Annotated in this window: 23 protein-coding genes; 11 read left to right on the top strand and 12 right to left on the bottom strand. The window is 73.5% G+C overall.

Annotated elements, in window-relative coordinates:
• The first annotated feature begins 59 nt into the window (after positions 1-59).
• From ACYQ8L_RS04775 to ACYQ8L_RS04825, 11 genes are all read left to right on the top strand, one after another.
• A complete protein-coding gene (locus ACYQ8L_RS04775; protein WP_459940631.1) occupies positions 60-611 on the top strand; it encodes an RNA polymerase sigma factor in 552 nt (183 codons plus the stop codon).
• Positions 608-1,063, top strand: a complete 456-nt coding sequence (locus ACYQ8L_RS04780) for a hypothetical protein (RefSeq protein ID WP_459940632.1) — start codon at positions 608-610, stop codon at positions 1,061-1,063. Before ACYQ8L_RS04775 ends, ACYQ8L_RS04780 begins: the two co-directional genes overlap by 4 nt.
• Entirely contained in the window at positions 1,053-1,208 is a 156-nt protein-coding gene (locus ACYQ8L_RS04785) for a hypothetical protein (protein WP_459940633.1), read from the top strand. The genes ACYQ8L_RS04780 and ACYQ8L_RS04785 overlap by 11 nt, the downstream gene beginning before the upstream one ends.
• A complete protein-coding gene (locus ACYQ8L_RS04790; RefSeq protein WP_459940634.1) occupies positions 1,198-1,689 on the top strand; it encodes a DUF3106 domain-containing protein in 492 nt (163 codons plus the stop codon). The genes ACYQ8L_RS04785 and ACYQ8L_RS04790 overlap by 11 nt, the downstream gene beginning before the upstream one ends.
• Before the next feature lie 131 nt (positions 1,690-1,820).
• Positions 1,821-2,219, top strand: a complete 399-nt coding sequence (locus ACYQ8L_RS04795; protein WP_459940635.1) for a DUF2784 domain-containing protein — start codon at positions 1,821-1,823, stop codon at positions 2,217-2,219.
• Positions 2,216-2,941, top strand: a complete 726-nt coding sequence (locus ACYQ8L_RS04800; protein ID WP_459940636.1) for a protein-L-isoaspartate(D-aspartate) O-methyltransferase — start codon at positions 2,216-2,218, stop codon at positions 2,939-2,941. The genes ACYQ8L_RS04795 and ACYQ8L_RS04800 overlap by 4 nt, the downstream gene beginning before the upstream one ends.
• A gap of 10 nt (positions 2,942-2,951) precedes the next feature.
• Positions 2,952-5,261 (top strand): polyamine aminopropyltransferase, encoded by a 2,310-nt coding sequence (locus ACYQ8L_RS04805; protein WP_459940637.1) that lies wholly within the window; start codon positions 2,952-2,954, stop codon positions 5,259-5,261.
• A gap of 153 nt (positions 5,262-5,414) precedes the next feature.
• A complete protein-coding gene (locus ACYQ8L_RS04810) occupies positions 5,415-5,930 on the top strand; it encodes an FmdB family zinc ribbon protein (protein WP_459940638.1) in 516 nt (171 codons plus the stop codon).
• Entirely contained in the window at positions 5,920-6,684 is a 765-nt protein-coding gene (locus tag ACYQ8L_RS04815) for an alpha/beta fold hydrolase (RefSeq protein ID WP_459940639.1), read from the top strand. The genes ACYQ8L_RS04810 and ACYQ8L_RS04815 overlap by 11 nt, the downstream gene beginning before the upstream one ends.
• A gap of 4 nt (positions 6,685-6,688) precedes the next feature.
• Positions 6,689-8,635, top strand: coding sequence for an ABC-F family ATP-binding cassette domain-containing protein (locus tag ACYQ8L_RS04820; protein WP_459940640.1), 1,947 nt, complete (start codon positions 6,689-6,691; stop codon positions 8,633-8,635).
• Positions 8,632-9,363 (top strand): hypothetical protein, encoded by a 732-nt coding sequence (locus ACYQ8L_RS04825; protein WP_459940641.1) that lies wholly within the window; start codon positions 8,632-8,634, stop codon positions 9,361-9,363. The genes ACYQ8L_RS04820 and ACYQ8L_RS04825 overlap by 4 nt, the downstream gene beginning before the upstream one ends.
• A gap of 298 nt (positions 9,364-9,661) precedes the next feature.
• Here ACYQ8L_RS04825 and tatA read toward each other — a convergent pair whose 3' ends face one another.
• The 12 genes from tatA to ACYQ8L_RS04885 form a co-directional block, all read right to left on the bottom strand.
• On the bottom strand, positions 9,662-9,892 hold the full coding sequence (tatA, locus tag ACYQ8L_RS04830) for a twin-arginine translocase TatA/TatE family subunit (protein ID WP_459940684.1): 231 nt from the start codon (positions 9,890-9,892) through the stop codon (positions 9,662-9,664).
• 101 nt (positions 9,893-9,993) lie between these two features.
• Positions 9,994-11,349: a replicative DNA helicase gene (gene dnaB, locus ACYQ8L_RS04835; RefSeq protein ID WP_459940642.1), complete on the bottom strand. Its 1,356-nt coding sequence runs from the start codon at positions 11,347-11,349 to the stop codon at positions 9,994-9,996.
• Positions 11,350-11,484: 135 nt separating this feature from the next.
• Positions 11,485-11,940, bottom strand: a complete 456-nt coding sequence (rplI, locus tag ACYQ8L_RS04840) for a 50S ribosomal protein L9 (protein ID WP_459940643.1) — start codon at positions 11,938-11,940, stop codon at positions 11,485-11,487.
• Between the two features lie 110 nt (positions 11,941-12,050).
• Positions 12,051-12,992, bottom strand: coding sequence for a DUF2232 domain-containing protein (locus tag ACYQ8L_RS04845; RefSeq protein WP_459940644.1), 942 nt, complete (start codon positions 12,990-12,992; stop codon positions 12,051-12,053).
• 7 nt (positions 12,993-12,999) lie between these two features.
• Entirely contained in the window at positions 13,000-13,233 is a 234-nt protein-coding gene (gene rpsR / locus ACYQ8L_RS04850; RefSeq protein ID WP_459940645.1) for a 30S ribosomal protein S18, read from the bottom strand.
• 12 nt (positions 13,234-13,245) lie between these two features.
• The gene (rpsF, locus tag ACYQ8L_RS04855; protein ID WP_459940646.1) at positions 13,246-13,680 is read right to left on the bottom strand and encodes a 30S ribosomal protein S6; all 435 of its coding nucleotides are present in this window, start codon (positions 13,678-13,680) and stop codon (positions 13,246-13,248) included.
• 132 nt (positions 13,681-13,812) lie between these two features.
• On the bottom strand, positions 13,813-14,781 hold the full coding sequence (locus tag ACYQ8L_RS04860; RefSeq protein ID WP_459940685.1) for a polyprenyl synthetase family protein: 969 nt from the start codon (positions 14,779-14,781) through the stop codon (positions 13,813-13,815).
• Positions 14,782-14,908: 127 nt separating this feature from the next.
• Positions 14,909-15,694 carry a DUF116 domain-containing protein gene (locus tag ACYQ8L_RS04865; RefSeq protein WP_459940647.1) on the bottom strand — a complete coding sequence of 262 codons (786 nt, stop codon included), beginning with the start codon at positions 15,692-15,694 and terminating at the stop codon, positions 14,909-14,911.
• Positions 15,691-16,638: a methionyl-tRNA formyltransferase gene (gene fmt / locus ACYQ8L_RS04870; protein ID WP_459940648.1), complete on the bottom strand. Its 948-nt coding sequence runs from the start codon at positions 16,636-16,638 to the stop codon at positions 15,691-15,693. Before fmt ends, ACYQ8L_RS04865 begins: the two co-directional genes overlap by 4 nt.
• Before the next feature lie 3 nt (positions 16,639-16,641).
• Positions 16,642-17,160 carry a peptide deformylase gene (gene def, locus ACYQ8L_RS04875; protein ID WP_459940649.1) on the bottom strand — a complete coding sequence of 173 codons (519 nt, stop codon included), beginning with the start codon at positions 17,158-17,160 and terminating at the stop codon, positions 16,642-16,644.
• A 55-nt stretch (positions 17,161-17,215) separates the two neighbouring features.
• Complete coding sequence (locus tag ACYQ8L_RS04880; protein WP_459940650.1) at positions 17,216-17,605, bottom strand: hypothetical protein; 390 nt, start codon at positions 17,603-17,605, stop codon at positions 17,216-17,218.
• A gap of 266 nt (positions 17,606-17,871) precedes the next feature.
• Positions 17,872-19,503, bottom strand: coding sequence for a hypothetical protein (locus ACYQ8L_RS04885; RefSeq protein WP_459940651.1), 1,632 nt, complete (start codon positions 19,501-19,503; stop codon positions 17,872-17,874).
• Between the last annotated feature and the right edge of the window lie 103 nt (positions 19,504-19,606).

A 19,606-nucleotide genomic window follows, 5' to 3' on the forward strand; every position in this document is an offset into this window, starting at 1 on the left:
GCCGGGGCGGCGCCCGGGGCGGTCCCATGAACCTCCCTTTCCCGTGCCCCGGACCCCCGATGGACGACGCCCGGTTTGAACGACTCGTCGTAGAGGTGCAGGAGAAGGCCCTGCGGCTCGCCCACGCCTTCCTCGGCGACTGGGACGAGGCCCGCGACGCCGTGCAAGAGGCGCTCGTGAAGGCGTACCGCCGCCGCCACACGTTCCGGGGCGACGCCGACCCGGCGACCTGGTTCTTCCCGATCCTCGCGAACCACTGCCGCGACCAACTGCGGCGGCGGAAGGTCCGGTCGTTCCTCCTGCCCTGGCGGCACCGGACCGAAGGGGAGGACGAGGCCGGCCCGGCCGCCGAGGACCTGGCGGCCGACCCCGGGGACGGCCCGGAGGACCAGGCCCAGAGAAGCGCGTTCCGGCGGGCGCTCGCCCGCGCGCTGCGAAACCTCCCCCGGCGCCAGAGGGAGGTGTTCCAACTGCGGGCCCTGGCCGGGCTTACCGGGGCCGAAACCGCGGCCGCGCTGGGCATCAGCCCCGGAGCGGTCAAGGCGCACCTCTTCCGGGCCACCCAGGCCCTCCAGCGGGAACTCGCGGAGTGGAGGGAAGGACTCCGATGAACCCCATCGACCCGTGCCCCGAATACGCCGACGCCCTGACCGAGGCGGTCTGGGGCGGGCGAGCCGATCCGGCCTGGGAGGCCCACCGGGCGGGGTGCGCCCGGTGCCGGGAAGCCTGGGCCCGGGCGTCGGGGTTCGCCGCCGAGGTGCACGAGGCCGCTCCGGAGGTGCCCGCGTCCGCCCGCAACGGCCTCGCGGACGCCGTGTTCGCCCGGACCACCCGCCGAGCGAGGGCCGTCTGGGCCGCCTGGGCCTGGGCCGGAGGGGCCCTGGCCGCGGCCGGGGCGGCCTTCCTGGTGCTCCGGCGGCCGGGGCCCCCGGCGGTGCCCGGGGACGAGGGGATCGACTTCGCCAAGGTGGACCTGGAGCTCCTCGAGTCCCTGGACCTCGCCGAAAACCTGGAACTCCTGGAACTTCTGGACGCGCTGGAGGCGCTCGACGATGCCGGATGACCCGACTCCCCCGCCCGAACCCTCCCCCGAGGAACTCGACGAGATCCTCAAGGATCTCGAGTTCTTCCTGGCGATGGACGAGGCCGAGGCCCTGCCCCTGGAGGAGGACGGGGAAGGGGGAGAGGAGGACCGCGATGGCGACTGATGGGATCGGCCGCAGGGAGGCCCTCGCCCGGCTCGCGGCCCTCGGGGGCTGGGCGCTCCTCGCCCCCGCGGCCCGGGCCGAGAGCCTCCGGGAACGGTGGGAGCGCCTCACCCCCGAGCAGAAGGCGCGGGTGCTGCGCAACTACCGCCGGTGGAAGAGCCTGAGCCCCGAGGAACGCGAACGCCTGCGGCGGCGCTACGAGCGCTGGAAGCGGCTCACCCCCGAGCAGAAGGCCTTCATCCGGCGAAACTTCGACCGGATTCGCGCCATGTCGCCGGAGGAGCGCCGGGCCCTGGCCCAACGGCTTCGCCGGTGGCAGACTCTTCCCCCGGAACGGCGCGAGGAGTACCGACGCCGCCTCGAGCGGCTCATGCGGATGCCCCCGGCCGAGCGCCGGCGCACCCTCGACCAACTGCGCCGGTGGAGGGACCTCACTCCCCGCCAGAGGGACCACATCCGCCGCAAGCTCCGGCGGCGGTAGGGCCGGGGCCCGTGCCCGGGCCTCCGGAGGGGCTTCGCCGCCGCCAGGCGGACCCCGGAGGTCCCTTCGCCGGCGCCCCGGCGGGGGCCGCTCCCACCGCGTCTCGGCGCCGTTTCGTGGGAGGGAACTCCGTGGTCACGAACATCCCCGCGCCCCACCCTCCCGGGTCCCCGGGCTGGATCTGGCTCGCCGATCTCGTGGCGTGGATCCACCTAGGGTGGGTGCTGTTTCTCGTGTTCGGGGCAGCCCTGGGATGCCGTCACACGTGGGTGAGGCGGCTCCACCTGGCGGGGCTCGGGTTCGCCGCCTGGATCGTCGCCGGAAATCGGGTCTGCCCGCTGACCCATCTGGAGGCCTGGCTGCGGGAGCAGGGCGACGCCCCCGGGCCCTCGGGCACGTTTCTCGGCCGCCTAGCCGAGGCCGTGGTCTACGCGGAACTCCCCCGGGTCTGGGTTGCCGCCGGTTTTCTCGCGGTGGCCGGAGCGAGCCTCGGTGTCTACGGGTGGACGTGGTACCGGAGGCCAAGATGAGACACCTGGCACTGGCCGTTCTCCTCGTCGCAGCAACCGCCGCACCGGGCCGGGCCGACCCCTTCGCAGCGGCCCGGCAACGGATGATCCAAGACATCCAGGCTGACCTTGCGCTCACCCGGGCCCAGGTGGGGATCGACCGGTTTTCGGACGCCGTGCTCGCCGCCCTCGCCCGGGTGCCCCGCCACGAGTTCGTTCCGGCCGAATACCGGGACGCCGCCTACGAGAACCGGCCCCTCCCCATCGGCCACGGCCAGACCATCTCCCAGCCCTACATCGTGGCCCTCATGACCGAACTCGTCCGGGTGGGCCCCGGCTCCAGGGTGCTCGAGGTGGGCACCGGGTCCGGCTACCAGGCCGCCGTGCTCGCGGAACTCGGGGCCCGGGTGTACACGATCGAGATCATCGAGCCGCTCGCGGCGGCCGCCCGGGGCCGGCTCGCACGCCTGGGCTACCGAAACGTCGAGTGCCGCACGGGCGACGGCTATTACGGGTGGCCCGAGGCCGCACCCTTCGACGCCATCGTGGTCACGGCGGCGGCGGACCACGTTCCGCCCCCCCTCGTCCGGCAACTCAAGCCCGGCGGCCGCATGGTCATCCCGGTGGGCGGGCCGTTTCGGATCCAGACGCTAACGGTGGTGGAAACCGACGGGGCCGGAACGGTCACGAGCCGGGAACTCCTGCCCGTGCGGTTCGTGCCCCTGACCGGGGGCCCCGGGTAGGGACGCGGCCGTGGGCGCCGCCCCCAGCCCCGGACGGCTCCGCCTCGCGGTGGGGCTCCTCTCCGCCGGCGTCCTCGCCTACGAAACCCTCCTCCTCAAGCTCCTGCCGCTCAAGCTCTGGGCCCCGGCCGCCGGGGCGGTGATCAGCCTCGCCCTCCTGGGGTTCGGGGCGGCCGGGGCGGTCGTCACGACGGTCTCGCCGGAGGCCCTCCCGCCGCGCCGGGCGTTTCCCGGCCTGGCCGGGGCGTTCGGGATCGGCGCGCCCGCCGCGTTCGCCCTGGCCGAGGCGGTCCCCTTGAACCCGCTGGAGCTCCTGTGGTCGCCCGCCCCCTGGCTCGGGCTCGGCGCCGTGTACCTCGCGCTGGGGGCGCCCTTTTTCCTAGCCGGCCTGGCCCTGGCCCTGGCCTACCGACACCAGGCCGCCCGGCCCGGCCCCCTCTACGCCGCGGACCTCGCCGGGGCCGCGGCCGGGGCGTCCCTCGCCGTGGCGGTCGTGCACCTGGGGCCGCCGTCGTGGGGGTTGCGGCTCGTGTGCCTCGTGGGGGCCCTCTCCGCCGCGTCCCTCCTCCGCCCCAGGGCCGCGGCGGCGGTCGGCCTGGCCGGGCTCCTCCTTGGCACCGCCTGGCCCGACCGGCTCCTCGAGCCCCGGCTTTCGCCCTACAAGCCGCTCGCCCGGATGCTCGCTACCCCGGGCACCCGGGTCGAGGTGGACGCCTGGACGCCCTGGGGCCGGCTCACGGTCGCCCGATCCGCTGGGGTTCCGTTTCGCCACGCGCCGGGGCTTTCGCTCGCCTGCCCCCACGATCCGCCCCCGGCCCGGGCCGCCTTCCTCGACGGGGACCTCCTGGACGCCCTCCCCCCGGGCGACGCCCCGTGGGACTACCTGGAATGCCTCCCCTGGTCCCTCCCCTACCGCCTCTGGAAGCCCCAGACCGTGCTCGTGCTCGAGGCCGGCCTGGGGTTCCGGGCGGAAGGCGCCCTTCGGCTCGGCGCCCGCCGGGTGGTGGCCGTGGAGCCGATCCGGGTTCCGACCCGGCCGGCCGCCCGGGGCCGCCCGGGGATCGTCTGGGCCCACGAACCCCCACGGCTTGCCGTGGCCCGGACCCGGAAGCGCTACGATCTCGTCGACCTCGCGGCCCCGGGGCCCTACCGGCAGGTCGGGGCCGCCCCCGACCTCCTGACGGCCGAGGGCCTGTACGCCTGCCTCCGCCGCCTCGGGCCGGGGGGCGTTCTCTCCATCGCGGCCGGCGCCGAGGTGCCCCCGCGCACGTCCCTTCAGGTGGTGACCACGGCGGCCGAGGCCCTCCGGAGGTTGGGCCTCGACGATCCCGGCCGGGCCATCGCCTGGGTCCGCTCCTGGGGCGCAACCCAGGTGCTGGTGCGCCCCCGGGGGTTTTCGCCTGAAGACCTCGCCCGGCTTCGCGAGTTGTGCGACGCCCTCGCCTTCGACCTCGCCTGGATCCCCGGCATGGCCCCCTCCGAGGCCAACCGGCACCACTGGCTCGACCGCCCGTGGTTTTTCGAGGCCGCCCGCGCCGCGCTCGGCCCGGACCGGACGGCCCTCCGGCGGTACCCGTTCCGGACGACGCCGGCCACCGACCTTCGGCCGGCCCTCGGCCGCACGCTCCGCTGGACCCGGCTGCCCGAGTGGATCCGAAACCGCCGGCTGGGGACCTCGGGGTTCGCGGAGGAGGCGCCCCTTCTCCAGGCCGGGGTGCTGGCCGTGGCCACCTTAGCCGGGTCGGCCCTGATCCTCTGGCCCCTCCGGCGGCTCGAAGCGAGACTTCCCGTCCGGCCGGCCCTTTACTTCGCCGGGCTCGGGTTCGGGTTCATGGGCTGCGAGGTCACCCTGGTGGAGACCCTGGGCCGGCTGGTCGGCCATCCCGCGGCCGGCGCGGGGCTCGCCCTGGCCGGGATCCTCGTGGCCGCCGGCGCCGGCGCGGCCTCGGCCCGGACGACGGCCCCGGCCGCGGCCGCCGGAGCCGCTGCCGGGGCGGCGACCCTGTTGGCCCTTGGCTTCGGACCGCTCCTCGGGGCGGCCGGGGGCGCGGCGGCCCCGGCGCGCCTGGGGGTCGCCACCGCGCTCGTCGCCGCCACGGGCTTCGTCCTCGGCCGCCCGTTCCCCGCCGGCCTGGCCCGGGTGGGGGCCCGGGCCCCCCGGCTCGTGCCGTGGGCCTGGGGGGTGAACGGGTTCGCCTCGGTGGCCGGCGCGGCCCTTGCCGGCCTTGTGGTCCCGGAGGCCGGATACGCCTGGACCCTCGGCCTCTCCGCGGCCGCCTACGCGGTGGCGGCCCTGGCCGACCCGGAACCCCGCGGTTGACCTTTCGGGGCTCCCGCCCCATTATTCCCCCTCTTCCGCGGGGGAGCGCGGGGGGCCTCCGAAGGGTGCCGCCGGTTCCCGGGCCCGCGCCCCCACCCGACTCCCCGCGACCGGCCACGGCGGACCGAGGGAGGGAACCAGGAGGTACGAACCATGCCGGTGTACGAGTTCTACTGCCCCGACTGCCACGTGATCTTCAACTTCCTCGCCCGGCGGCCCGACCCGGCCCGGCGGCCCGACTGCCCCCGGTGCGGCCGGGAGGACCTGGAGCGGCAGGTGTCGCTCTTTGCGATCTCGAAGGGCCGGAAAGACACGGGCGGCGAGGGGGACGACGACCTCCCCGACATCGACGAGACCCGCCTCGAGCAGGCCATGGAGAGCCTGGCCGCCGAGGCCGACTCCATCGACGAGGACGACCCCCGGCAGGTGGCCCGGCTCATGCGCAAGCTCTACGACGCCACCGGCATGAACCTGGGCCCCGGCATGGAGGAGGCGATCCGCCGGATGGAGGCCGGGGAGGACCCGGACAAGATCGAGGAGGAGATGGGCGACATCCTCGAGGAGGAGGACCCCTTCACCGGGGGCGGCGGGCCGGCGGGGCCCCGGTGGAAGGCCCTCAAGAAGAGGCTGCGGCCCCCCGAGGTGGACGAGACCCTCTATGAGCTCTGAGCCCCGGTTCCTGGACCGGGCCGGGCGTCCTCGCCTGGCCTACCGGGCCACCCCGGGCCGCGGGCCCTGGGTGGTGTTCTGCGGGGGGTTCACCTCCACCATGGACGGCACCAAGGCCACGGCGCTCGAGGCCCACTGCCGGGGGCGGGGGATGGCTTTCGTGCGGTTCGACTACGCGGGCCACGGCGCCTCGGCCGGCCGGTTCGAGGACGAGACCGTGGGGACCTGGGCCGGTGACGCCCTCGCCGTGGTGGACCGGGTGGCCGAAGGGCCGGTGGTGCTGGTGGGCTCCAGCATGGGAGCCTGGATCGCGGCCCTGGTGGCCCGGGACCGGCCCGGCCGGGTCCGGGGGCTCGTGACCGTGGCCGCGGCGCCGGATTTTACGGCCGAGCTCGTGGAGCCGGGCCTCGGGCCCGAGGCCCGGCGGCGCCTCGAGACCGAGGGCCGGGTTCTCACGCCCAACCCCTACGGCCCCGAGCCCACGGTGATCACCCGCCGGCTCGTGGAGGACGGCCGGACCCGGCGGGTGCTCTCCGGGCCCGTGCCCCTCGACGGGCCGGCGCGGCTCCTGCACGGCCTGGCCGACGACCAGGTCCCGTGGAGCCTGTCGGTGCGGCTCGCCGAGGCCCTGTCCACCCCGGACGTCCAGGTCACCCTGGTCAAGGGGGGTGACCACCGGCTCTCCGATCCGGTGGGCCTCGAACTCCTCACCCGGGCCGTGGACGAGGTCTGGGCCCGGGCAACGGGAAGCTAGAGCCGTGCTTGTCGAGGCCCGGGGGCTCCGAAAGACCTACGCCGGCCGCGACGTGCTGGCGGGGGCCACGTTCCGGATCGCCGAGGGGGAGCGCTGGGCCCTGGTGGGTCCCAACGGAGCCGGAAAGACCACGATCCTGCGGCTCCTGGCGGGCCTCGAATCCCCGGACGGCGGTCGGGTCCTCCGGCGCCGGGGCCTCGAGGTGGGCTACCTGCCCCAGGAGATCCCGGCCGCCCCGGATCTCGGGCTCCGGGAGTACGTGGAGGACGTGGCCCAGGACCTCCGGGCCCTGGAGCGGGAGCTTCGGGCCTGCGAGGCCGAGCTCGCAGCCGGGGCCGACGACCCGGCCCTCCTGGAGCGCTACGGCTGGCTCCAGACCCGGTTCGACCACCTGGACGGGTACCGGCTCCGGGCCCGGGCCGAGAAGATCCTCCAGGGCCTCGGGTTTTCCGAGGACGAGTTCGTCCGTCCCCTGGCCGCGTTCTCGGGGGGCTGGCGGATGCGGGCCGCCATGGCCCGGATCCTCCTGCGGGAACCCGACCTCGTGCTCCTGGACGAGCCCACCAACCATCTCGACATCGTGAGCCTGGAGTGGCTCGAAGGCCACCTGGCCGAGAGCCCGAGCGCCTTTCTCCTGGTGAGCCACGACGTGGCCTTTTTGAACCGGGTGGTCCAGGGCGTGATCGCCCTGGAAGGGGGGCAGGCCGTGGTCTGCCGGGGCGACTACGATCAGTACGCCCGGGAGCGGTCCCAGCGGGAGGAGGCGGCCCGGGCCGCGTACGAGAACTACCTCCAGCGCCGCGCCCAAGCCGAGCGGTTCGTCGAGCGGTTCCGAGCCAAGGCCACCAAGGCCCGGCAGGTACAGTCGCGCCTCAAGCAGCTCGAAAAGGAGGAGCCGCCGCCCCCGCCCCCGCCGGCGGCCCCGGGCTTCCGGTTCCGGTTCCCCCAGCCCCTTCGCAGCGGCCGCACCGTGGTGGAGCTCGAGGGCGTGGAGGCCGGGTACGGCGGCCGGCCGGTGTACCGGGGGCTCACCCTCCGGATCGACCGGGGCGAGAAGGTGGCCCTGATCGGGCCCAACGGCGCGGGGAAATCCACCCTGCTGAAGCTCCTCGCCGGCGAGCTCGCCCCCACGGCCGGCCGGATCCGGTTCGGCCACAACGTGGCCGTGGGCTACTTCGCCCAGCACCACCTGGAGCAGCTCCACCCCGGCCGCACGGTGCTCGAGGAGATTCTCCGGCTCCCCACGGTGTCGGGAGAGCTGGAGGCCCGCACGCTTCTGGGGGCGTTCCTGTTCTCGGACGACGCGGTGGAGAAGCGGGTCGAGGTGCTCTCGGGCGGCGAGAAGAGCCGGCTCGTGCTCGCCCGGATGCTCGCGGCGCCCGGGAACTTCCTGCTCCTCGACGAACCCACGAACCACCTGGACATCCAGGCCTGCGGGGTCCTCAAGGAGGCCCTGACCTCCTTCGGGGGCACCCTGTGCCTCATCACCCACGACCGGGACCTCATCAACCGGGTGGCCACCCGGGTGCTCTACGTGGAGGGGGGCCGGGTCGACTCCCACCCCGGCAACTACGACGACTTCCTGCGGGTGCGCGCCCAGACCGAGGCGGCCCGGGTGCCGACGGGTGGGCAACCGGAAGACGCCGGTCGCAAGAGCAAGAGGGACCTCCGCCGGGAGGAGGCCGAGCGCCGCCGCCGGGTTCGGGAGCGCACGGCGCCCCTGCGGCGGAGGGTCGGGGAACTCGAGGACGAGATCGCCGGGCTCGAGGCGCGCCTCGCCGAGGTGGAGGCCGACCTCGCCCGGCCCGAGACCTACGCCGCCCCCGACCGGGCGGCGGAGCTCGCCCGGGAGCGGGCCGAACTCGCCCAGCGGGTGGAGACCCTCACCCGGGAGTGGGAGCGGGCGGCCGAGGACCTGGAGGCCCTGGAGGCCGAGGCGGGGACGGCGTGAGCGCGGCGGGGTGGATCGCCCGGTTCGTCGCGGTGGAGGGGGATGAGCCCCGGCAAGCCCTGTGGGCCGAGGCGCTGGGCGCCGGCCCCGCCGCCGAGGCCGCGGCGGTCCTCGACGCCCTGGTCCGGCAGGCGGCCCTCCGGGACGTGGGGGCGGGGCTCGCGCTCCGGGCGCTTGCCGACCTCGAGGGCATGGCCCGCCGCGTCGGGCCGGGGCGCATGGCCGACCTCCTGGCCGCGGCCCGGGAGGAGGACCTGGACGCCGCGCTCCTGGTGCTCGAGCACCCGGGCCCCCCGCGCCGGGCCGAGGAACTCGGCCCACCTCCCGACCCGGCCGTGGAGGCCCACACGCTGGGGCACCGGAAAACTGCGGCCCGGGGCCCCCGCTCCCCCCTTCTGGAACGCCTCCTCACGGACCCCGACCCGCGGGTGGTTCGGGAACTCCTCCGGAACCCCCGGCTCCGGGAGGCCGAGGTGCTGGGCCTCGCCAGCCGCCGGCCCTGCCCCGAGGCCGTGTTCTGGCACCTGGCCCGGGCCCCCCGGTGGATCGCGCGGCCGGCCGTGCAGCGGGCCGTGATCCGGAACCCCTACGCCCCGCCCCGGCTCGCCCTGGTGCTCCTCGTGCCCCAGCCCGACCCGTTCCTTGCCGAGATGGCCCACGACGGAGGGCTCCATCCCGCGGTGCGGGATGGAGCCCTCCGGGTCCTCGGGTGGCGCCGCCGCGCCTGAGCATCGGCCCTAGCCCGGTTTACGACCACCTCCCAACGCAGTGCCGGCGGCGGGTGGGGGCCTGGCTCCGGCCGGGCGCGAGTGCGGCATCCGTTTCGCCGCGCCTTTCCATGCCGTTGTCAACCCGGTGGGCCGGGGCGCCGGTGGCGGAAGTTCCGGATCTTCCCGATCGATCCAGGCCTGGTGGGGGCGCGGCGACGTGAGGGGCCGCGCCCGGCTCTCCACCAGGCCCCCACCCGCCGGGTTCCCCATCAATGCGGGGAATCTGCCAGCGCCTCCGTCGGTGTTCGCGAGGGGGCTAGGCCTTTTTCTCCTCGTCCTCCTTCTCGGCGGCCCCGGTGTTCTGGGGGATCTCCTCCTTCTTCTCCGGGGTCACATCGATGGGGTCGGGTTCGTTCATGGCCTTCTTGAAGCTCTTGATCCCCTTGCCGAGCCCCCCCATCAATTCGGGGATCTTCTTGCCGCCGAAGATCACGAGAACGATAAGCAGGATGATGAGCCACTCCGAGCCCCCGGGCATTCCGAACATGGGCATCTTCCTCCGCGTATAGTGGGAAACGGTGGTCTCAGGCGAACCGCGCGTACTCTACCATGCCGGGCGGAAACGGAACCAGGGAAAGGGCGCGCCTCTCACCCCTCCTCGTACCCCTTCGCCAGGTTCTCGAAGGCCGTGTACTCGTTGAGGAACGCGAGCTTCACCGTGCCGGTGGGGCCCTGGCGCTGCTTGCCCACGATGATCTCGGCGATCCCCTTGTCGGCCGACTCCTTGTTGTACACGTCGTCCCGGTAGATGAACAGGATCACGTCGGCGTCCTGCTCGATGGCGCCCGATTCCCGCAGGTCGGAGAGGAGGGGCCTCTTGTCGCTGCGGCTCTCCACGCCCCGGTTGAGCTGGGAGAGCGCGATCACCGGCACGTGGAGCTCCTTGGCGAGCGCCTTCAGGGACCGGGAGATCTCGCTGATCTCCTGCTCGCGCACGTCGTAGCTTCCCCGGGCCCGCATGAGCTGGAGGTAGTCCACGATGACGAGCTCGAGCCCGGCCTCGGCCTTGAGCCGCCGGGCCTTGGCCCGCAGCTCCAGGGTGGAGATGCCCGGGGTGTCATCGATGAAAAACGGGGCCTCGGCCAGCACCCCCGCGGCCCGGGCGAGCTTCGGGAAATCGGAGTCCTTGAGCATGCCCCGCCGGAGCCGGTGGGAGTCGATCCGGGCCTCGGCGCACAGGAGCCGCAGGGCCAGCTGCTCCCGGCTCATCTCGAGGCTGAAGAACCCCACCGGCAGGTTCTCGTGGACCGAGGCGTGGTGGGCGATGTTCAGCACGAACGAGGTCTTTCCCATGCCGGGCCGGCCGGCCACGATGATGAGGTCGGAGGGCTGGAGCCCCGCGGTGAGCTGGTCGAGGTCGTGGAACCCGGTGGGCACGCCGGTGACGAGCTCCTTGCGCTCGTAGAGTTCCTCCACCTTGGCCATCGCGCCCTTGAGCACGTCCCGAAGCCGGACGAACGACGGCGAGATCTTGCGCTGGGTGATCTTGAAGATCTCCTGCTCGGCCCGGTCCAGGTACTCCTCGACGTCGGCGTCCGGGTCGTACCCGCCGCTCGCGATCTCGGTGGCCACCCAAATGAGCTTGCGCAACACCGCCCGCTCGCGCACGATGCGGGCGTAGTGCTCGGCGTTGCGGGCCGAAGGGACCTGGTCGGTGAGGCTCCCCACGTAGGCCGCGCCCCCGGCCTTTTCCAACACGCCTTTCTTCCGCAACTCCTCGGTCAGGGTCACCAGGTCGATGGGCTCCCCCCGCTCCGAGAGGTCGAGCATGGCCTCGAAGATGAGCCGGTGGCCGGTGCGGTAGAAATCGTCCCGGTCCACCAACTCGGCCACCTGGGGCAGGACGTCGTTGTTGAGCAGCACGGCCCCCAGCACCCCCACCTCGGCCTCGAGGCTGTGGGGGGGAACCTTGGAGGGGGCGACCGCCACCTGGGAACCGGACATGGACCTCGCTCTCCGGGAACGACGAGGGCGACAAAACGAAACCGGCCCGACCCCTCCACGCCAGGTGGGGGCCGGGCCGGTCGGGTGCCAGCCGGGCGCCGGCGGCCCGATGGTGCCGCGGCGCGCGCGGGGAGGCTAGGCCTCGGCCGCCTCGGCCTCCACCACCGCCACGACCTCGGTGCGCACCCCGCCGTGGAGCTTCACGGGCACCGTGAACTCGCCCACGGACTTCAGGGGCTGGTCCAGCACGATCTGCTTCCGGCTGATCGCGAACCCCTTGTCCTGAAGGGCCCGCTCGATGTCGATGCTCGTCACCGACCCAAAGAGGTGCTGCTGGTCCGAGGCCTTGCGGGTGAACACGAGCCGCTGGCCCTTGAGCGCCTGGGCCAACTCCTCGGCCTTGGCGATCTCCCGCAGCCGCTTCTTCTCGAGGGCCCGCTTCTGGTGCTCGATGGCCTTCACGTTGCGCGGGTCGGCGAGCGCCGCGAGCCCCTTGGGGATCAGGTAGTTGCGGGCGTACCCGTCCTTCACCGTCACCACATCGCCCACGGTGCCCAGGTTGGGAACCGTCTCCTTCAGGATCACCTTCATCGGTCGCCTCCTTCGCAGGACTTCGGTCTACGGTCGCCGGTCTTCGGCCCCCGGTCGAGCCCCTCCCCGTGTCCGAAGCCGCGACTTGCTTTGAGCCGCTGGGGCCCCGGTCAGGCCTGGGGCGTGCGGGCCCAGCGGGCCCGGAAATCGAACCACAGATCGAACGCCCCGATGCCGGCCACGAGCACCATCACCGGGAACTGTACGAACACCAACACGTACGCGATCGCCCGCACGAACGCGGGGAACCCGCGGGTCACGAAAAGGTGCTGGACCACCGCGATCCCCTGGAGGAAGTAGGCGGTGGCGAGCACCAGGAACACGTTCCAGCCGAGGGTGCCGAGGGTGCCCCCCGCCAAAAGGGCCGAAAACCCCGAGGCGAGAAGGCCCCAGATCCACCCGGCCGGGGCCCTCCACTCGATCCAGGGCTCCGCCCCCGGGTCCCGGACGACCCGACGCAGGGACACGGCGTTCATCCAGCCGGTGAGCGCCGTGACCATGCCGAAGAGCCCGGGGAAGAGCCGTCGCAGGAGCTCGGCCGTGCGGTCGAGCCCCTCGGCCAGGGCCGCGGCGGCCGTGGGATCCGCGGCCGCGCCCTCGAGCATCCGGGCCAGGGCCTCCCGGGTCTGGGCGATGGTTGCGTCGAGCCAGGCCAAGGGGCCGGTGCCCGCCGCCCAGGCGAGCCCCGTCACGGCCACGGCCGTGCCGGTGGCGGCCAGGAACACGTAGGCCCCCACCACCTGGTGGGCCGGCCGCCGGGCCGCCTCGAAAAACCCCAGGGCCACGCCGGGGCCCGCGAACTGGGCCACGTAGAGGGCCGTGGCCGCCGGACCGGCCACGGCCGCGGAGGCCGCGGCAGCGATTCCCATGGCGGCGAGGCCCGGGCCGGGCCCCCTGGTCCGGGCCACCCAGGCCAGGGGCAGGGGGCTCAGGAGGGCCAGGCCAAACCCGAGCCCCGGGGCCCAGAGCGAAAGCCAGAACAGGCCGGCCGAGCCGAGGGCGGCCCCCACCAGGGGCATCCATCGGCGCCGGCCCGCCAACGACCGGATCACCCCGGCCTCAGGGCATCTCCGTGAACGGCAGCAGGGCCACGTTCCGGGCCCGCTTGATCTCCCGGGTCAGCACCCTCTGGTGGTAGGAGCAGTTCCCCGAGATCCGGCGGGGCACGATCTTGGCCCGCTCCGACAGGAACTGCCGGAGCACCTCGGGATGCTTGTAGTCGAGCGGGATGCTGGGATCCACACAGAACCGGCACACCTTCCGGCGGCCGCGACGTCTATACGGATGGGCCATGGGTCGCCTCCTTTAGTCCTCGTCCTCTTCGGCCTCGTCCTCGTTTTCCTCTTCCTCCTCGTCCGGCACCGGGGGCTGGGAGGTCGGGGCCGACGAGGCCTGCGCCACCTCCTCCACCTCCTCCGCCGGCAGCTCGGCCGGGTCCACCCGCTCGTCGAGCTTGATGGTCTGGAACTTGAGCACGGTGTCGAGGAGGTTCAGCCGGCGGTCCAGCTCGGTGGCGGCCCGGGCGGGGCCGGCGAACTCGAGAAGGAGGTAGTAGGCCTTGGACCGGCCCTTCATCTCGAAGGCCAGGTCCCGGAGGCCCCAGTGGTTGGTCTTGAGGATCCGGCCGGACTCGTTGGTCACGTATTCCTTGACCCGGCGGATCAGGTCCGTGCGGGCCTCCTCCCCGAGGTCGGGGTCGAAGAGCACCATGCACTCGTACCGATTCCAGATGTCAGCCATGCTCTCTCCTTTCGGCTGTCAAGCCCCCGAGGGGGCAAGGAGAAGGACCTGCGGGCGGCCCCCGCCGCCCGCGCGAACTGCGCCTTATACCGGAAACCCCGTCCCGGGGCAAGCGGTTTTCCGCCGGGGAGCCTACCGGTCCCGGGCCACCACGTAGTCGGCCACCACCTCCAGGGCGTCCCGTTCCGGGCACGGGGGGAACGCCCCCAGGCGGGCCTTGGCCGCGGCGACCCGCTCGCCGGCCATGGCCATGGCGGCCTCGATGCCGCCGTGGCGCGACACGAACTCCCGCACCCAGGCCCGGTCGGCGTCCGAGAAGGACTCCTGCTCCACCAACCGGGCCACCCGCTCCCGCTCTTCGGCCGACGCCCGGGCCAGGGCGTGGATCACCGGCAGGGTGACCTTCCCCTCCTCCAGATCGGCGCCCACGGGTTTGCCGAACCGTTCCCGGTCGCCCACGAAATCCAGACAGTCGTCCACCAGTTGGAACGCCACCCCCACGTCCATGCCGAAGCCGCGCAGGGCGGCCACCCGATCCTCCGCGGCGTTCCCGAGGAGCGCCCCCACCTCGCAGGCGGCCGCGATCAGGACCGCCGTCTTGTTGACGATCACCTCCAGGTAGTCGTCCGCCGTGACCCCGAGGTCGCAGGTGCGAAGGAGTTCCAGGATCTCCCCCTCCGCGAGCGCGGTGGTGGCGTCGGCCATGGCCCGGAGGATCCTTAGATCGCCGTCGGCCACCATGAGGGCAAACGATTTGCTGAACAGGAAATCCCCCACCAGCACGGTGGCCTCGTTGCCCCACACCGTGTTAGCCGACTTCTGACCGCGCCGCAGATCCGCGTCGTCCACCACGTCGTCGTGCAGGAGCGTGGCCGTGTGGATGAACTCCACGATGGACGCCAGCGGCACAGCCCGGTCCCCCCGGTACCCGCACAGCCGGGCCGAAAGCAAAAGCAGCAGCGGCCGGATCCGCTTGCCCCCGCTCGTGAGCACGTACCGGCCCACGGTCTGGATGAGCGGCACCCGCGAGTCGAGATTGCGCTCGAACTGCCGCTCCACCGCATCCAGGTCGTCTCGCATCATCCGCACCACCGCGCCCATGTCCATGGGGGCGCGGGCCGGCGCCTCGGTCTGCCGGACAGGCCTTGTCATGCGCGTACGTCCTCCGGGATTCGGAATGGTCGAAAAACGCGGCCCGGACCGCTGGGCCGCCGTCGGGGGCGGAAACCTACGCCGTGCCAGCGGCCTGCCGGCCGGCGGCACCTCCGGAGAGCAGGAACTCGACGGCCCGTTCCACCTCTCCGAGATCCACCAGGGTGTTGCGGCACGGCCCCTCGGGCCGGCGGTTCAGGATGCCGTACACCGGCAGGGGATAGGCGTCCTGGATGCCGCTCGCCAGGTCCCGCTCGCACGCCACGGCCACGATCAGGTCGGGCCGGGTTTCCACGATGGTCCTCCGCGCCACGGTTCCGCCCGTGGCCACGCTCAGGCTCACCCCGTAACGGTCCCCGATGGCCACCAACCCGGCGATGGGGCACTTGCCGCAGCCACGGCAGTTGTGGATGTCGCCGGTGATCCGCACCCCGCAGGAATCCACCTGCAGGCAGTGGGGCAGCAGGATGAGGAGCCGGCCCGGCCGGGCCCTCTGGCCCGAGCGCAGCACCAGTTGGTTGTTGACCGCGATGAACGACCTCTCGAGCCGCTCCTTCGACACCCCCACGAGCCGACCCAGCACGATCAGGATCGGGAACGCCCCCTTGACGATGAGCCCCCGGAGCCGTTTCGTGCCGGGCAGGTCCCGCTCGAACACGATGGCGTAGCACACCACCCCGATGCCCGCGAGGGCCACCAGGGCCGCGGCGCCGAACACCGCCCCGAAGGCCGTGAGGAACAGGGTCTCCGCGCCCGAAAACCAGCGGGGGCCGAGCCACACGCCGGCCCCCAGCACCCCGAGCAAGAGGCCGAGGGCCAGGAGCAGCCCGAGAAACAGCCGCTTGTCCTCGCCGCGGGTCACCCGGCCCCGCCTCCCAACATCTCGCCCGGTGCGGGGCCGCCTCCCCTCGCCCAGTCAGCACCGCCCATGGGCCGGCGGCCCTCGGGCTGCACCTCGAGGAGCACCACCGCCCCCCGGCCGCAGGCCACCACCGGACCGTCCCGGTCCAGCCGCACCACGGTGCCCGGGGGCCCTTCGCCGTCTCGTTCCCCGGCCCGCAGCACCTTGACGGCCGCCGCCCCGCGAAAGGTCAGGGCCCCGGGCCGGGGGGACAGGGCGTGGATCCGGGCCCTGACCCGCCGGGCCGGCTCGTCCCACCGGATCGTGCGCAACTCCCGGTCGATCAGCCGGCTGTAGGTCGCCCGGTCCTCGTCCTGGGGCTCCGGCCGGATGCGGCCCGCCCGGAGCCCCTCCAGGGTTTTCACCACCAGATCGGCCCCGGCCCGCGCCAGGTGGTCCTCCAGCTCCCCGCAGGTGGTCTGGGGCAGCAGGGGAAACGAGCGCTGCAGCAAGACCGGCCCCGCGTCCATGCGCTCATCCATGAGCATGGTGCTCACCCCGGCCCGGTCGTCCCCCTCGAGGATGGTCCACGCGACGGGCGAAGGGCCCCGGTGACGGGGCAGGAGGCTCGGGTGCAGGTTGACCGCGCCGCGCCTGGGCACCTCGAGGAGGCCGCGGCCCAGGATCTGGCCGTAGGCCACCACGACCAGGAACTCCGGCTCCAGGGATCCGATCCGTTCCAGGGCCTCGGGGGCGTTCACCCGCTCGGGCTGGAACACGGGAAGGCCCCGTTCCAGGGCCAGCGCCTTCACCGGAGGGGGTTCGAGTTTGCGCCCCCGGCCCCGGGGCCGGTCGGGCTGGGTCACCACCAGGGCCACCCGCTCCCCGGCCGCCAGAAGCGCCTCCAGGGCCGGGAGCGCAAAGGCCGAGGTGCCGAGGAACACGACCGGTCCGGGGTCGGCCACCCTCTACCCTCCGGCCTTGGCCGCCTGGAGCTCCTTCTTCCGGCGCGCCACGTAGCGGCTCCGCTTGAGCTGGCTCAGGTGATCGATGAAGAGGATCCCGTCGAGGTGATCGATCTCGTGCTGGAACGCCACGGCCAGGAGGTCCTCGGCCTCGATCTCGACGGGTTTCCCTTCGAGGTCGAGGCCTCGCACCACGACCCGGCTGCACCGGGTCACCTCGTCCCGGAGGTCGGGGACCGACAGGCACCCCTCCTCCATCCGGACCTTGCCCTCCCGGCACACGATCTCGGGGTTCACCACCACGATCCGTTCGTCCGGCCGCTCCCCCGCCGAGAGATCCACCACGATGACCCGCTGGGGCACCCCCACCTGGTTCGCCGCCAGGCCGATGCCCGGGGCGCGGTACATGGTCTCGGTCATGTCCTCCACGAGGCGGTGGATCGTCTCGTCGATCCGCTCCACCTCCTGGGCCCGCTGCCGGAGCACCGGGTGGGGGAAGGTCAGGATTTCCAGTACGGCCATGGGGTTCTCTCCTGGCGCGGGGATGGCCGGAGTCTACCGGAGGGCCGCCGGCCGATCAACCGGCTCCGGCCGCCCGGTGGGGCTCCTGGAAAAGGACCAGGTCCACCCGGCCGCCTGGGCCCTTGTCGGCCCGCACGAGCTCCATGTGCCGAAGGGTCGCGAGTGCCCGCTGGGCCTCCGCCGGGGAAACCCCCAAGAGCTTCGGCACCTCGTCCCGGGGCACCCGCCCCCTCTCCTTGACCAGGTCGTAGAGCCTGCGCTCCACCCCCTGGAGCGCGGCCACGGGGTCGCTCCCCAGGGAGCTCTTCGCGTGCCGCACGGCCCACGGGTCGCAGGCCTTGGCCGGGCTCAGGAGATCCATGAGGCAGTCCTCGCACACCTTCTGGCTCCCCTGCTCCACGAGGGTCTCGGCGGGAACGTCTTTCTGACAACGATCGCAGCGCATGGCACACCTCCGTCGTCGGCTTGAAAGCTGGAAGGCTCTAAGGCCGGAAAGCTGAAACCCCGCTCTCCCAGACTGCGCGCGAGATTTCCGCAACCCCCCCAAAGGGCCTCGGCCGCCGGACGGCCAAGGCGCCAAGCTGAAGCCACGAGACGCTCCGCTGGGCCGTGAGGGGGCCTGTTCGCAAGAACAAGAACGCTTCGCTTTCGGCCACACGGCGTCGCGGTCGGGGCTAAGGCACCGGCGATCGGCGACCGGGGTTACTTGGGCTACGCGTCCCGCCCACCCTTCGCGTCCGGCCCCCGGGATCGGCCCGCGAGGAAGCCCCCGACGGCCGCCGAAACACCGTAGACGAGCACGGTAACGACCAGGGAGAACCCGCCCACCCAGAAAAGGTCGTACACGAACACCTTGGCTCCGGCCGCCAGGTACACGAGCCCCCCTACGGCCCGAAGTTCCTTGTCCCGGCGCCTCGTTCCCCCGATCCACAGGAGCGCCGCAGCCACCGAAAGGAGCACCGTGTCGGCGGCCGCGAGGGCCCCGGCCCCAGCCCCCGGCCAGATCCACCGCGCGAGGATGCGGGCCGAGAAAAACGCCGCGCCCAGGGCCGAAAGGAGCACGATCGAAGCCGTATCGTCCGACCGGTCGATCCGGTCGAAATAGATCGACCCCGAGGGCGGAGGGGTTCGGCGGCACCGCCGGTGGACCGCCCATCCCAACCCGGCGGCCACCGCGGCCCCGAGCGCCTGCCCCGGGCCCCGGGCCGTGCCTCCCAGGAGGACGAGCATCACCGGCACCACGGCCAGGAGGTAGGCCGCGACCCGCAGCGAAGCCTCCCGGCACCGATCGGAGCGATCCAAGGCCACCAACGCGACGGCCATTCCCAGGGCCGGGCCCCACCACCCGGGCAGGAGCGCCCCTGCCCCCAGGCCGGCCGCCAGCCCCCCGGCCGGGGCCACCGAGCGGGCGAAGACCGGGTCCACGGCCGCGGCAAGCAGGAAGATCACTCCCGCCCCCCCGACCCCGGCCGCCGCCGGGGCGCCCGCCCCCGCCATGCGGGCCACAACATAAGCCGCCCCGACGCCCGTGGCCAGTTCCAGCGCCCCCCAGGCCCTGGTCTTGCCCCTCGCCCGGTCCGCCAGCGCGGCCGCCAGGGGGATCAGACAGAGCCCGGCCGCCGCCCAAAAGGCTCCCCGCCCATCCGCCTCGCCGGCCAAGGCCCCGGCGGCGGCCACCCCGAGAAGCCCCGGGGCCCGTAGCCACCGCCCCCCGGCGGGGTCGGCCAGGTGGGCCGCCGCCCACGTCGCAGCCGACGCCGCCACGAGAAGCATCCGGCCGTCCGGCGGCCGGGGAAGGAGCCACACCGCCCCCAGCACGGCCACGAGGCCCACCCCCACCCCGGTCGCCAGTTGGCCGAGGCGCCCCGCTGCGCCCACCGCGAGGGCCAAGAACGACAAGGCGACAAACGCCTCATTCGATGTCATCACCCCGAGCCGGGTCACCGACTCGAGCACGGCGGCCGATCCGGTAACCGCCCCGGCGGCGAGGAACGTGCCGGCTCCCTTCTTGCCCTTGGCGCCGACCCACCCCGCCGCCGCGGCCACGCACACCGCGTACGCGACCCCGATCCAGGCCCCCGCCCGGCCGGCGACCCACCCCGCCTCGGTGGCGGTCCGGAGCACCAGCGCCACCGCGAGCACGAAGCACACCAGGGCCGCCCTCTGGAGCGTGCCCCCCAACCGCCCTTCGCCTTCCCCCACGGCATCCGGCAGAGGGGCCGGTTGCCAGGGCTCGGCGGGCCGTTGCGGAGCGGCCCCCTCCAGCCTCGCCACCCGGAGTTCCAACGCCTCGACCTTCTCCCGGAGGGCCCGCAGTTCGGTTTCCAACGTGTTCGGGTCCATGGGTCACTCCTCGTCGCCTGGCACGCCGCCCCTTCGGCCGCCCAAATCGGCTTCCCCCCCGAACGCAGTTTGACTCACCAACCGCCCGGAAGGTAGTGTACCG

It is taken from the genome of Deferrisoma palaeochoriense (assembly GCF_054656955.1).

What these genes read in the sequence shown, in the direction of transcription:
- ACYQ8L_RS04775 (WP_459940631.1), top strand. Translation starts at nt 60, where the DNA reads ATGGACGACGCCCGGTTTGAACGACTCGTCGTAGAGGTGCAGGAGAAG.
- ACYQ8L_RS04780 (WP_459940632.1), top strand. Translation starts at nt 608, where the DNA reads ATGAACCCCATCGACCCGTGCCCCGAATACGCCGACGCCCTGACCGAG.
- ACYQ8L_RS04785 (WP_459940633.1), top strand. Translation starts at nt 1,053, where the DNA reads ATGCCGGATGACCCGACTCCCCCGCCCGAACCCTCCCCCGAGGAACTC.
- ACYQ8L_RS04790 (WP_459940634.1), top strand. Translation starts at nt 1,198, where the DNA reads ATGGCGACTGATGGGATCGGCCGCAGGGAGGCCCTCGCCCGGCTCGCG.
- ACYQ8L_RS04800 (WP_459940636.1), top strand. Translation starts at nt 2,216, where the DNA reads ATGAGACACCTGGCACTGGCCGTTCTCCTCGTCGCAGCAACCGCCGCA.
- ACYQ8L_RS04810 (WP_459940638.1), top strand. Translation starts at nt 5,415, where the DNA reads ATGCCGGTGTACGAGTTCTACTGCCCCGACTGCCACGTGATCTTCAAC.
- ACYQ8L_RS04815 (WP_459940639.1), top strand. Translation starts at nt 5,920, where the DNA reads ATGAGCTCTGAGCCCCGGTTCCTGGACCGGGCCGGGCGTCCTCGCCTG.
- tatA (WP_459940684.1), bottom strand. Translation starts at nt 9,892, where the DNA reads ATGTTCGGAATGCCCGGGGGCTCGGAGTGGCTCATCATCCTGCTTATC.
- dnaB (WP_459940642.1), bottom strand. Translation starts at nt 11,349, where the DNA reads ATGTCCGGTTCCCAGGTGGCGGTCGCCCCCTCCAAGGTTCCCCCCCAC.
- rplI (WP_459940643.1), bottom strand. Translation starts at nt 11,940, where the DNA reads ATGAAGGTGATCCTGAAGGAGACGGTTCCCAACCTGGGCACCGTGGGC.
- rpsR (WP_459940645.1), bottom strand. Translation starts at nt 13,233, where the DNA reads ATGGCCCATCCGTATAGACGTCGCGGCCGCCGGAAGGTGTGCCGGTTC.
- rpsF (WP_459940646.1), bottom strand. Translation starts at nt 13,680, where the DNA reads ATGGCTGACATCTGGAATCGGTACGAGTGCATGGTGCTCTTCGACCCC.
- ACYQ8L_RS04860 (WP_459940685.1), bottom strand. Translation starts at nt 14,781, where the DNA reads ATGGGCGCGGTGGTGCGGATGATGCGAGACGACCTGGATGCGGTGGAG.
- def (WP_459940649.1), bottom strand. Translation starts at nt 17,160, where the DNA reads ATGGCCGTACTGGAAATCCTGACCTTCCCCCACCCGGTGCTCCGGCAG.
- ACYQ8L_RS04880 (WP_459940650.1), bottom strand. Translation starts at nt 17,605, where the DNA reads ATGCGCTGCGATCGTTGTCAGAAAGACGTTCCCGCCGAGACCCTCGTG.
- ACYQ8L_RS04885 (WP_459940651.1), bottom strand. Translation starts at nt 19,503, where the DNA reads ATGGACCCGAACACGTTGGAAACCGAACTGCGGGCCCTCCGGGAGAAG.